The organism is Saccharopolyspora shandongensis, from assembly GCF_900106995.1.
GTDB lineage: Bacteria > Actinomycetota > Actinomycetes > Mycobacteriales > Pseudonocardiaceae > Saccharopolyspora > Saccharopolyspora shandongensis.
The window spans coordinates 57,767-69,635 of sequence record NZ_FNOK01000053.1 but is presented as its reverse complement, the minus strand read 5'-3'; the positions used below and the strand labels follow the sequence as shown (position 1 = coordinate 69,635).

General features: G+C 68.9%; 11 protein-coding genes. All 11 read right to left on the bottom strand.

All coding sequences use genetic code 11. The annotated features are described in order from the left end of the window. Window positions 1–355 precede the first annotated feature (355 nt). The 11 genes from BLW84_RS46755 to BLW84_RS36700 all read right to left on the bottom strand — a co-directional run bounded on the left by BLW84_RS46755 (window position 356) and on the right by BLW84_RS36700 (window position 11,805). Window positions 356–1,060 carry a hypothetical protein gene (locus BLW84_RS46755; RefSeq protein ID WP_143061225.1) on the bottom strand — a complete coding sequence of 235 codons (705 nt, stop codon included), beginning with the start codon at window positions 1,058–1,060 and terminating at the stop codon, window positions 356–358. Window positions 1,061–1,069: 9 nt separating this feature from the next. Next, window positions 1,070–1,774 carry a hypothetical protein gene (locus BLW84_RS36745; protein ID WP_093275347.1) on the bottom strand — a complete coding sequence of 235 codons (705 nt, stop codon included), beginning with the start codon at window positions 1,772–1,774 and terminating at the stop codon, window positions 1,070–1,072. Next, on the bottom strand, window positions 1,771–3,048 hold the full coding sequence (locus BLW84_RS36740) for a WXG100 family type VII secretion target (RefSeq protein WP_093275344.1): 1,278 nt from the start codon (window positions 3,046–3,048) through the stop codon (window positions 1,771–1,773). Before BLW84_RS36740 ends, BLW84_RS36745 begins: the two co-directional genes overlap by 4 nt. After that, window positions 3,045–3,371 carry a hypothetical protein gene (locus tag BLW84_RS36735; RefSeq protein ID WP_245761641.1) on the bottom strand — a complete coding sequence of 109 codons (327 nt, stop codon included), beginning with the start codon at window positions 3,369–3,371 and terminating at the stop codon, window positions 3,045–3,047. The genes BLW84_RS36740 and BLW84_RS36735 overlap by 4 nt, the downstream gene beginning before the upstream one ends. An 11-nt stretch (window positions 3,372–3,382) precedes the next feature. Next, on the bottom strand, window positions 3,383–3,988 hold the full coding sequence (locus tag BLW84_RS36730; RefSeq protein WP_143061224.1) for a YbaB/EbfC family nucleoid-associated protein: 606 nt from the start codon (window positions 3,986–3,988) through the stop codon (window positions 3,383–3,385). Between the two features lie 95 nt (window positions 3,989–4,083). Further along, a complete protein-coding gene (locus BLW84_RS36725) occupies window positions 4,084–4,611 on the bottom strand; it encodes a hypothetical protein (RefSeq protein WP_093275340.1) in 528 nt (175 codons plus the stop codon). A gap of 70 nt (window positions 4,612–4,681) precedes the next feature. Then, a complete protein-coding gene (gene pyrF / locus BLW84_RS36720; protein WP_093275337.1) occupies window positions 4,682–5,530 on the bottom strand; it encodes an orotidine-5'-phosphate decarboxylase in 849 nt (282 codons plus the stop codon). After that, window positions 5,527–8,847: a carbamoyl-phosphate synthase large subunit gene (gene carB, locus BLW84_RS36715; protein ID WP_093275335.1), complete on the bottom strand. Its 3,321-nt coding sequence runs from the start codon at window positions 8,845–8,847 to the stop codon at window positions 5,527–5,529. Before carB ends, pyrF begins: the two co-directional genes overlap by 4 nt. Next, window positions 8,847–9,968: a glutamine-hydrolyzing carbamoyl-phosphate synthase small subunit gene (gene carA, locus BLW84_RS36710; RefSeq protein ID WP_093275332.1), complete on the bottom strand. Its 1,122-nt coding sequence runs from the start codon at window positions 9,966–9,968 to the stop codon at window positions 8,847–8,849. The genes carB and carA overlap by 1 nt, the downstream gene beginning before the upstream one ends. Continuing rightward, a complete protein-coding gene (locus BLW84_RS36705; protein ID WP_093275331.1) occupies window positions 9,965–10,507 on the bottom strand; it encodes a PH-like domain-containing protein in 543 nt (180 codons plus the stop codon). Before BLW84_RS36705 ends, carA begins: the two co-directional genes overlap by 4 nt. Next, a complete protein-coding gene (locus BLW84_RS36700) occupies window positions 10,507–11,805 on the bottom strand; it encodes a dihydroorotase (RefSeq protein ID WP_093275328.1) in 1,299 nt (432 codons plus the stop codon). The genes BLW84_RS36705 and BLW84_RS36700 overlap by 1 nt, the downstream gene beginning before the upstream one ends. Window positions 11,806–11,869 lie beyond the last annotated feature (64 nt).

The window sequence follows — 11,869 nt, the reverse complement described above, 5'->3', positions numbered from 1 at the left end:
GGATTTCGCATAAGAACACGGTGCGTGTCATCCGGTCCCGCGTGTGGAAACCGGAGTCTTTTCCCCCTCACAGCAAGTGATGATCACTATCGTCTACTGCTGGCCGAGGTCTGCGATGAGATCAATCCGAAGCGCCGGAACCGGAGCTATCCGCGCGTGATCAAGAGGAAGATGAGCAACTTCCCGGTCAAACGGGCACGCCATCGCCAGCAGCGCCAGGACAGCAGGCCATCCCGCTCAGCGGTCGTCATCACCGCACCCAGCAAGACCGGGCACCGACCTCGACCAGCCAAGATCACTTAAACGACCGGCATTGCGCCTAGCCCCCGCATTTCGTCAAACCACCCAAAAAGGATCACTGGAAGCCTGGAAGGTGGATCTTCGACGCCACCTCGATTGTCGATCCATCGTCGAACCGATTAATGGAAAAACCAGATCCGGTGGACCACCGTCCTTTGACGTCTTTAGCCGCTTTGGAAAAACGTTCGCGCGGACACTCCCAGAGGGTGACCAGCCCTTCGCCGCCGAGCAGCGACCCGGAAAGCTCGGAGACAGCATTGATAGCCGAGCGAGCTTTACCGAGCAATCGCCCGAAGCCCTTGGTCTCGTTCGCCGGTTCCTCGGCGGCGCTTGCTTCGGGAACCTCGCCCACATCGGACTTGCGGAGCACGGCAGACTCGACGACGACGGCAATACGGCGATCGGTACCGATGAACCAGCCTTCCGGGCCGGCGGCGACCAGCTGGTCCGCGCATCGGACCGCTTCCCGACCTGGCGAATCCGCACTTACCCAGCCACGGATCGTCGGGTCATGAACCCACTCATCACCGTGGAATCGGCCTTCCTGGACTACGATGGTCGGGTAGGGCACGTCTGCGAAATCGACCTCGAGGTCGTTGCGAATGGGATGCTGCGGCGCGTATGGCGCTTCGTGACGGCCACCTATCGCGGCACCTAGATGCACGCGCTCGCGATCACCGCCGCCGAACTCCTGCAGTTTCTCCCCTTGCTGGAGCCAGCCTTCTTCCACCAGCTTGATGAGCTGCTTCTCAGATTTCACCGTCAGCACCTACTCCCGGCCGAAACTCATCGCAAGCAAACGATCTATCTTGTGTCCGCCATGCGAGCCGTTCCCCGGGAAGGTGAGATCGATCGCCGACCCGTCCGCGAGGGTGACGCGCAAGTACTTCCCCGCCTGCCCCTTCACCTTGTACTGGGCCACGTCGATGTTCGAGATGATGTTCCTCGGGAACTCGGCGTGGACGACCAGCCCCGGCAACTGCACTGATCGATGCCGACCACCAGCATCGTCCTGCCCCGCCGAACCACCGATCTTCTTCTTCAGCCCGCCCAACAAGCCGGCATCGTCCGATTTTCCCTTGGCGAACTCCAGCATCCCGAGCCGATGTGACGTCAGGACCCACACGAATTCGCGACTACCACCCTTGGTGTTTACGCCACTAGCCTGCCAATGTCCCAAATGCGAGGCTGCGAGGCAGTCCCGGTCACGACCGGAAACTACGGCCTGCTGAACACTCGGGGTGTTGTAACTGTCGCCTTCTGTCGGGGAAAGCACTTCCATAGCGGTCCCGACAACCCCGCTGGCGATCCCGCCGAGCACCTTACCCGCGGTCCAACGCTTATCGCCCCACTCGTCAAGCCCGGGAACCTGATAGAGGACGTAATGCGTGCTAACCGGCGCGATCGGATGGCACCACAGGATCTTCTCGTCGGAGGCACACCAAAAAGCCCGGGCGGACAACACCTCGATCACGAGAAACCACGCTCCTGCGCCTGATCCCGCTGTTCATCGGACAGGTCCCCCTGAAACCAGCCCTTGCCGGTGTCGTAGGCCGCGTTCGCCCCCTGCTCAACAACAGCGCCGGTCACAACATCCGTACCTGCCACCATCGCTGCCTGACCAAAGGTCGCCTTTCCGCCGAGAACACCACTGAGCACGTGCGAACTTGCAGTGCTCGCAAGCCCCTGAACGTCCTTGGCGTCCTGCAAGAACTGGCTCCGTTGGGCTTGCAGTGCTTCCTTGGCCCGGTCACTGGTCGCATTGGCAATCTGGTCGTCGAAATCTCTGAGCTTGTCGGCGTGCTGCTTGCTCACGTCCTGGAGGAACTTGCCCCCTGTCGAGCCAAGGGTGTCGCCGTCCGCCTTGGTGAGGAACTTGGCCACCGGATTCGCGTCGACTTTCCGCGCGATCGCCTTCTCGATCATGTTGCCCTCGCGCAATTCGGTCATCTTGTCGATGACCTTGCGGAGCTTGCCCGCCTCGCGAAGCTTCTGCAGAAGCTTTTCGATCTTCTGGAACATCTGGAAGAGCTTGCGCTGCACCTGCGTGACACGCATCGTGATGCGGGCGCCAGTGGCCCCCACCTGGACAGCGGTCCCCGCACTTGCCGCGCCGACCGAAGCGCCGGCCGTGATCCACGACGCCGCCAGGGCCGCCAGCCACTGGACGATCAGGCCGATGATCAGCTCGGTCACCGTCTGGATGAAGAACTCGACGACCATGTCGAAGATGTCCGCGATCATGTCCAAGGTGCCCTTGAGATCGCGGATGTCGGCAGCCAGCGCCTTGACGCCGTCGCCGAACTCCGTCATCTGGTTGCGGAACGCGTCGCCGTCCTTGCCGACCCAGGCTTCGGCCGTCGCCTGCGCCCGCTGCGGCTCCTGCTCCGCAACCTGGTCGAGCCACTTCGCGACGTTCTCCCAGCCTTCCCCGGTGGCCCGCATCTGCTCGGGGTCGCCGACCGCCCATTCGATCAGCTCGATCAGCGGGCTGAGCACGATGGACACCAGGAATCCCAGACCGTTGCTCATCAACGTCTGGCCAGGACTTGTCAGCAGCTCCAGCTGTTCCATCCGCATCGAGACCATCGCCGCGCCCCACTCGGGCGGTTCCGAGGCATCTGCAACGTCCTGGCCGGCACCCCACAGGGACGAGCCGCGGCCTGCCGCTTGATCGAACCAGTTCTTCTGGTCGCCCTCGCCCTTGTTCAGGGTCTGGAAGTCGCCCGGCCCCTGTGGCGAGCTCATCCGCCCAATCCCTCCCCGGCTTTCTTCAGCATCTCCGAGATCTGCTGTTCGGTTTCGGCGTAGTCCTTGACGGTGTCATCCAGCGACTGCTTCGTCTTGACCAGGAACTGCTGCGCCTTCGACGCCAAGTCCTGGCACTCCTGCAGGCTGTCCATGTAGATGCCGAACAGGTTGACGAGCTCCTTGCCGATGGGCCCGAAGCACTGGTCGTCCACCCGGGCTTGCTGGAGGAGGTCCGCGAGCTGTCCGAACTTGTCCGCCAAGCTCTCGCAGCCCTGGCCGTGGCCGGTCAGGGCTTCCGGCGTCATCTTCAAGTCAGTCAAGGCGATCCCGCTTAGCGGAGGAAGGAGCCCGAGGAGAAGTCGTCATCGTCGTAGTCGGTGCTCCGCTGCGGCGGGCGCTGCGGCGTTGCCGGGCCTGCCGACGGCGGGCGCTGCGGCGCTGCCGGGCCTGCCGACGGCGGGCGCTGCGGCGCTGCCGGGCCTGCCGACGGCGGGCGCTGCGGCGCTGCCGGGCCTGCCGACGGCGGAGTGTTCGGGGCCGGCGGCGGCGTGGGGCTTGCCTGCTCCGGCGTTTCGTCCACCGCCGTCGGCTTGATCGCCATGCCTTCGACGTTGAACGCTTCCTGGAACTTGTCGAACTGGTCGCCGAGGATCGGCGCCACCGCGTCGTTCATCTGCTCCGCCGCGATCGCCGTCGCCTGGCGGATGGTGGCCATGATCTGCTGCTGCAGTTCGTTGGCGGACTGGCGCACCGCGTTCGGCGCCAGGCGCAGGTCCAGCACCGCTCCCGACGGCGCCACGGTCACCGTCACCGACCGGTCCTGGCTGCTCGCCGTGCCCTGCATGTCCTGCATCTTGGACTGCAGTTCCGACGCCTTCTGCGCCTGCTCCTCGAACTTGCGCATCATTTCCTGGATGCGCTCAGACGCGCTGCTCACCGTCTGTCCCCTTTAACTTCCGATTCGTTCGGGCCGAGACTATCCGACCGGGCACGACCCCTCTCGCCGTTCGAAAATCCGTTCCCGCGAGCAAATCAGCCGCCCGCGTGCAGCCGGTTGCCGACACGGACGCGCCGCGCGATCTGCACGAGGACCACCACGATCATCAGGCTCGACGCCGCCATCAGTCCCATCAGGACGTACTGCCCGGTCTTGTCGTAGCGCTCCGGCAGGATCACCGACGTCGGCCCCGTGCAGCGGACCTCGGCGGCGCCGGAGAACCACGCCGGTTCCGGCCCCGGCAGCCGCGAGCTGCGGAGGCTGTTCGCCGGGCGGTCGGGGACGAACTCGCGCGCCTCGCCGTTCTCCGGGACCACCTGGCACTTCACGTACTCGTCCCGGTGGGCGGCGAGCCCGAACGGCTGCCCCTGCTCGAGTTCCACGCGCGCGACCGGATCGGCCGCGGCCGCGCCGCCGCCGACGGTCCCGGACCAGATCGAAGCGCTGGTGGAGACCAGGAAGTAGCCGCCGGTGACCAGCCAGACCAGCACCAGGACGACGATCCACCGCAGCACGCGAGGCGGCTTCTTCTGCGCGACAGCGCCATTCGTTGCGGGATGCACGCGAACTTCGTACCAGAACCAATGCGAAGCGAGGGTTGTCCCCGGCCGGGGACAACCCTCGCTCGGCGATTCAGCCCTGGAGGAGTTCGGTCACCTCGTCGCGGACCCTGCGGGCCGTCGAGCGGAGGCCGTCGACCGTCGGGCCGTGGCGGAGGACGTCGCGGGCCGTCGCCGGGAGGACGTTCGGCAACGCCGCCCCGAACACCGCCCGCAGGCTCTGCACCGTCGCGCCCTGGGCGCCCAGGCCCGGGGCCAGGATCGGGCCGTTGAGGCGGGAGAAGTCCAGCTCCTCCGGGCGGATCGTGGCTCCCGCCACCACCCCCACGTGCCCCATCGGCTCCGCTCCCGCGTTGCTCTCCGCCGCCGAGTCCACGACGTACTGGGCGACCGAGTCGCCGCTGCCGTGGATCGACTGCTGCAGGCCCGCGCCTTCCGGGTTGGAGGTCCGCGCCAGCACGAACACCCCGCGTCCCGTCTGCTCCGCGATGCCGATGGCCGGGGCCAGCGAGCCGTAGCCGAGGTACGGCGACACCGTGATCGCATCGGACGCCAGCGGCGCGTGCTCGTCGAGGTAGGCCATCGCGTACGCCGTCATCGTGGAACCGATGTCGCCGCGCTTGATGTCCAGCAGCACCAGCGCGCCGGCCTGCTGCGCCTCCCGGATCGTCCGCTCCAGCACCGCGACCCCGGCCGAGCCGTACACCTCGAAGAACGCCGACTGCGGCTTGAGCACGGCGACCTCACCGGCCAGCGCCTCCACCGCGGTCATCGCGAACCGCTCCAGCGACTGCGGGGTTTCGTCGAGGTCCCAGGCGTGCAGCAGCGACGGGTGCGGGTCGATGCCGACGCACAGCGCACCGCGCGCCCGCACCGAATCCGCCAGCCGCTGCCCGAAGCCTGCTCGCAGCGGATCAGTCATCGCTGCTCACCGCCCTGCCGAAGGGCCGCCTGCAACGCCTGCAGGGGCCGGACCCCGATGTTGCCGTGGATGGCGGCCTCGATGCCCTGCACGGCCGCCGCCGCGCCCTGCACCGTGGTGATGCACGGGATGTCGCGGGAGACCGCCGCGGTGCGGATCTCGTAGCCGTCCACGCGCGGGCCCGGGTTGCCGTACGGGGTGTTGATCACCATCTCGACCTCGCCGGCCTTGATCAGCTCGACGATGTCGCGCTCCTGGCCGTCCTTCTCGATGTGCTTGCGCACCACCGTGGACGGAATCCCGTTGCGGCGCAACACCTCCGCGGTGCCGCTGGTGGCCAGGATCTCGAACCCGAGGTCCGCCAGCCGCTTGACCGGGAACACCAGGGACCGCTTGTCCTTGTTCGCCACCGACACGAACACCCGGCCCGAGGTGGGCAGCGAGCCGTACGCGCCGGCCTGCGACTTGGCGAAGGCCTGCCCGAAGGAGACGTCGATGCCCATCACCTCGCCGGTGGACTTCATCTCCGGCCCGAGCAGCGAATCCACGCCGGCGCCCTCGCGGGTGCGGAACCGGTGGAACGGCAGCACGGCTTCCTTCACCGCCACCGGCGCGTCGACCGGCAGCTCCGCGCCGTCGCCCTCCGCGGGCAGGATGCCTTCCGCGCGCAGGTCCGCGATCTTGGCGCCGAGCATGATCCGGGCCGCCGCCTTGGCCAGCGGCGCGGCGGTCGCCTTCGACACGAACGGCACCGTCCGCGAGGCGCGCGGGTTGGCCTCCAGCACGTACAGCACGTCGTCCTTGAGCGCGTACTGCACGTTCAGCAGGCCGTGCACGCCGATGCCCTGCGCGATGGCCTCAGTGGACTTCCGCACCTGCTCGATGTCCTGGCGCCCCAACGTGATCGGCGGCAGCGCGCACGCCGAGTCGCCGGAGTGGATACCGGCCTCCTCGATGTGCTCCATCACGCCGGCGAGGTAGACGTCGGTGCCGTCGCAGAGCGCGTCCACGTCGATCTCGATCGCGTCGTCGAGGAAGTTGTCCACCAGCACCGGGTGTTCCGGGGTGACCTCGGTGGCGCGGGCGATGTAGTTCTCCAGCGACGCCTCGTCGTAGACGATCTCCATGCCCCGGCCGCCGAGCACGTAGGACGGCCGCACCAGCACCGGGTAGCCGATCTCGTCGGCGATCCGCTTGGCGCCCTCGAACGACGTCGCGGTGCCGTACTTCGGCGCGGGCAGGCCCGCCCCGGCGAGCACGTCGCCGAACGCGCCGCGGTCCTCGGCCAGGTGGATCGCCTCCGGCGGCGTGCCCACGATCGGCACCCCGGCGTCGGCCAGCCGCTTCGCCAGGCCCAGCGGGGTCTGGCCGCCGAGCTGCACGATCACGCCCGCCACGGTGCCGGACTGCTGCTCGGAGTGCACGACCTCCAGGACGTCCTCGAAGGTCAGCGGCTCGAAGTACAGCCGGTCCGAGGTGTCGTAGTCGGTGGAGACCGTCTCCGGGTTGCAGTTGACCATCACGGTCTCGTAGCCGGCCTCCCGCAGCGCCATCGCGGCGTGCACGCAGGAGTAGTCGAACTCGATGCCCTGGCCGATGCGGTTCGGGCCGGAGCCGAGGATGATCACCTTCGGCCGCTCGCGCTGCTCGGTGACCTCCGACTCGGCCGCCGGGTCGGACTCGTAGGCCGAGTAGTGGTACGGCGTCCGGGCCGCGAACTCCGCGGCGCAGGTGTCGACCGTCTTGTACACCGGCCGCACGCCCAACCGGTGCCGCAGCGCGCGAACGCCGTCCTCACCGGCCAGTTCCGGCCGCAGCGCGGCGATCTGCCGGTCCGACAGCCCGGCCCGCTTCGCGCGCCGCAGCAGCACCGCGTCCAGCACCGGCGCCTCGACCAGCTCGCCGCGCAGTTCGACCCATGCCGCGATCTGATCGACGAACCACGGGTCGATGCCCGAGGCCTCGTGCACCTGCTCCACCGAAGCGCCCAGCCGCAGCGCGCGCTCCACCGTGTACAGCCGCCCGTCGTGCGGCGTGCGAAGTTCGTCCAGAGTGGACTCTACGGTGACGCCCTCCGGGTCGGCCCTGGTCCAGAAACCGGCCGCCTTCGTCTCCATCGAGCGCAGCGCCTTGCCCAGCGCCTCGGAGAAGCTGCGGCCCACGGCCATCGCCTCGCCGACGCTCTTCATCGTCGTGGTCAGCTCCTGGTCCGCGCCCGGGAACTTCTCGAAGGCGAACCGCGGCACCTTCACCACCACGTAGTCCAGCGTCGGCTCGAAGCTCGCCGGGGTCTCGCCGGTGATGTCGTTCTGGATCTCGTCCAGCGTGTAGCCCACGGCCAGCTTCGCGGCGATCTTGGCGATCGGGAAGCCGGTGGCCTTCGACGCCAGCGCCGAGGACCGCGACACCCGCGGGTTCATCTCGATGACGACCATCCGGCCGGTGTCCGGGTGGATGGCGAACTGGATGTTGCAGCCGCCGGTGTCCACCCCGACCTCGCGCAGCACCGCGATGCCCACGTTGCGCATGTGCTGGTACTCGCGGTCGGTCAGCGTCATCGACGGCGCCACGGTCACCGAGTCACCGGTGTGCACGCCCATCGCGTCGATGTTCTCGATCGAGCAGATGACCACCACGTTGTCGGCGTGGTCGCGCATCAGCTCGAGCTCGTACTCCTTCCAACCGAGGACGCTCTCCTCGATCAGCACCTCGTGCACCGGCGACTCGGCCAGCCCGAAGGAGGCCATCCGCTCCAGGTCTTCCTCGGTGTGCGCCATGCCCGAGCCCAGGCCGCCCATGGTGAAGCTGGGCCGGATCACGACCGGCAGGCCGCGCTCGGCGACGAACGCCCGCACGTCCTCCATCGACTTGCACACCGCCGACTCCGGCACCTCGCCGCCGATGGCGCGCACGATGTCCTTGAACCGCTGCCGGTCCTCGCCGCGCTGGATCGCCTCGAAGTCGGCGCCGATCAGCTCCACGCCGTACTTCTCCAGCACGCCGCGCTCGTGCAGCGCGACCGCCGTGTTCAGCGCGGTCTGCCCGCCGAGGGTGGCCAGGATCGCGTCCGGCCGCTCGGCGTCGATCACCTTCTCCACGAACTCCGGGGTGATCGGCTCGATGTAGGTGGCATCGGCGAACTCCGGGTCCGTCATGATCGTCGCCGGGTTCGAGTTCACCAGCGAGACGCGGATGCCCTCTTCGCGCAGCACCCGGCACGCCTGCGTGCCGGAGTAGTCGAACTCGCACGCCTGGCCGATCACGATCGGCCCGGAACCGATGACGAGTACGTGCTTGATATCGGTCCTCTTCGGCATCAGCGCGCCTCCGTCATCAGATCAACGAACTTGTCGAACAGCGGCGCGGCGTCGTGCGGGCCCGCCGCCGCTTCGGGGTGGTACTGGACGCTGAACGCCGGGCCGTCGAGCAGCCGGAGGCCCTCGACCGCACCGTCGTTCGCGCAGTGGTGGCTGACCATCGCGCGGCCGAAGTCGGTGTCGAACCGCTCGCCCGGCTCGCCCTCGACGGCGAAGCCGTGGTTCTGCGCGGTGATCGCGACCTGGCCGGTCTCGGCGTCGATCACCGGGATGTTGATGCCCCGGTGCCCGTAGCGCAGCTTGTAGGTGCCCCGGCCGAGCGCACGGCCGAGGATCTGGTTGCCGAAGCAGATGCCGAACAGCGGCAGCTTGCGGTCCAGGGCCTGGCGGGTCAGCTCGACCTGCTGGTCGGTGGTGGCCGGGTCGCCGGGGCCGTTGGACAGGAACAGCCCGTCCGGCTTGACCGACAGCACCTCGTCCAGTGTGGACGCCAGCGGCAGCACGTGGACCTCGATGCCGCGCTCGGCCATCATCCGCGGCGTGTTGGACTTGATGCCGAGGTCGAGCGCGGCCACGGTGAACCGCTTCTCGCCGATGGCGGGCACGACGTAGGGCTCGGCGGTGGTCACGTCGCCCGCCAGGGAGGCGCCGACCATCTCGGCGCTCGCCTTGACCGCGGCGACCATCTCGTCGTCGGAGCCGAGTTCCGGCCCGGAGAAGATGCCGCCGCGCATCGCGCCCAGCTCGCGGACGTGGCGGGTCAGGGTGCGGGTGTCGATGCCCGCGATGCCGACGATGTCCTGCCGCGCCAGCTCCTCGACCAGCGACCGGCGGGAGCGCCAGTTCGACGGGATGCGGGCGGGATCGCGGACGGCGTAGCCGGCGACCCAGATCCGCTTCGACTCGTCGTCCTCGTCGTTCCAGCCGGTGTTGCCGATCTGCGGCGCGGTTTGCACCACGATCTGGCGGTGGTACGAGGGATCGGTCAGGGTCTCCTGGTAGCCGGTCATGCCGGTGTTGAACACGACCTCACCCAGGGTGCGGCCCACCTTGCCGTAGGCCTCCCCGCGGAAGATCCGGCCATCCTCGAGTACCAGTGCGGCCGGGATGTGGTCGCTCATTTGTCCTCCTGCCGCGAGCTCGCGGTCTCGTGTTGCGTCGGCTCGTCAGCGGGCGCCAGTGCCCGGACCGCCTCGACCCACTCGGTCTGCGTTGTCTTGTCGTCGCCGCGGAACCCGGTGTCCAGCAGCTGCTCGCCCAGCCGCCAGGTCACCACGACCAGGCCGGCTCCGGGCACCACCTTGTTGGCCAGCTTGTGGTCCAGGCGACTGTCCACGATGGACTCCGCGGGGATCCACACGTCGCTGGCCCCGGTTCGTCGCAGCAGCAGGCCTGCGGCGTGCAGGTGCGCGGTGCCGTTGGCGCGGTGCCCGATGTCGCCGACCGCGATGCGGTCCTGCCAGTCGGTCGCCTTCGTGGTGCCGACGTACATGCCGGTCGCGGCGGGCAGCAACTCCTCGCCCGGTTCGGCCGGCGGAGCCGGGAATTCCGGCAGCTCGGCGGCCTGCCGGCGGGCCCGGCCGGTCCAGCCCCGCCGCATGCCGAAGAACACCAGGGCGACCAGTGCGGCCATCCCCAGCACCCACAGGAAGCGTTCCATCAGCGCGTCACCTTGCCCTCGTGCGCGGTGATCCGGCCGCGCAGCAGCGTCGCGACCACGCGGCCGGGCAGCCGCATGCCCTCGAACGGCGAGTTCTCGCCGAGGCTGGCCAGCTCCGCGGCGCGCACCGTCCACTCGGCGTCGGGATCGACCAGCACCAGGTTCGCCGGTTCGCCCGCGGCGACCGGGCGGCCCTGGTCGGTCAGCCCGGCGATCTCGGCGGGCCGCTCGCTCATCACCCGCGCCACGCCGCGCCAGTCCAGCAGCCCGGAGCGCACCATCGTCTGCACGACGATGCCGAGCGCGGTCTGCAGGCCGAGCATGCCCGGCTTCGCCGCGGACCACTCGCAGTCCTTGTCCTGCGCGGCGTGCGGGGCGTGGTCGGTGGCCACGCAGTCCACGGTGCCGTCGGCCAGCGCCTGGCGCAGCGCCAGCACGTCGGCATCGGTGCGCAGCGGCGGGTTGACCTTGTTGATCGGGTCGTAGGTCGCCAGCCGGTCGTCGGTCAGCAGCAGGTGGTGCGGCGTGACCTCGGCCGACACCCGCCCGCTCGACTCGCGGGACTTCCACCAGCGCAGGATCTCGGCGGTGCCTTCGGTGGAGACGTGGCAGATGTGCAGCGTGCCGCCGGTGTGCCCGGCGAGCAGGCAGTCACGCGCCACGATCGCTTCCTCCGCCGGCGCGGGCCAGCCGGCCAGGCCCAGCCGGGCGGCGTTCGCACCCTCGTGCGCCTGCGCGCCCACGGTCAGCCGCGGCTCCTCGGCGTGCTGCGCGACCACGCCGCCGAAGGACTTCGTGTACTCCAGCGCGCGGCGCATGAGCAGCGGGTCGTGCACGCAGTGGCCGTCGTCGGAGAACACCCGGACCTCGGCGATGCTGCGGCGCATGGTGCCCAGCTCGGCCAGCTTCTCGCCCTTGAGCCCGACCGTCACCGCGCCCACCGGGTGCACGTCGACCAGGCCGACCTCGCGGCCGCGCCGCCACACGTGCTCGACGATCACCGCGTTGTCGGCGACCGGATCGGTGTTGGCCATCGCGAAGACCGCGGTGTAGCCGCCGAGCGCGGCGGCCATCGAACCGGTCTCGACGGTCTCGGCGTCCTCCCGGCCCGGCTCCCGCAGGTGCGTGTGCAAGTCCACGAAGCCCGGCAGCGCGACGGCACCGCCGGCGTGCACGATCTCGTCCGCATCGGCGTCCAGACCGGGGCCGATCTCCGCGATCACCTCGCCGTCGATCAGCACGTCCACCGGCTCGCCCTCGCCGTACGGGCGGACGTCCTTCAGCAGCACCCGGCTCATGACTGGTCCGCTCACAGTTCCGCCTCTCCGCGATTTTCAGTGGTGGTTGCGTTCCGCTCAATCT

Coding starts and splice junctions, on each gene's coding strand:
- BLW84_RS36740 (WP_093275344.1), bottom strand. CDS start 3,048: ATGAGCTCGCCACAGGGGCCGGGCGACTTCCAGACCCTGAACAAGGGC.
- pyrF (WP_093275337.1), bottom strand. CDS start 5,530: ATGACTGATCCGCTGCGAGCAGGCTTCGGGCAGCGGCTGGCGGATTCG.
- carB (WP_093275335.1), bottom strand. CDS start 8,847: ATGCCGAAGAGGACCGATATCAAGCACGTACTCGTCATCGGTTCCGGG.
- carA (WP_093275332.1), bottom strand. CDS start 9,968: ATGAGCGACCACATCCCGGCCGCACTGGTACTCGAGGATGGCCGGATC.
- BLW84_RS36705 (WP_093275331.1), bottom strand. CDS start 10,507: ATGGAACGCTTCCTGTGGGTGCTGGGGATGGCCGCACTGGTCGCCCTG.
- BLW84_RS36700 (WP_093275328.1), bottom strand. CDS start 11,805: ATGAGCCGGGTGCTGCTGAAGGACGTCCGCCCGTACGGCGAGGGCGAG.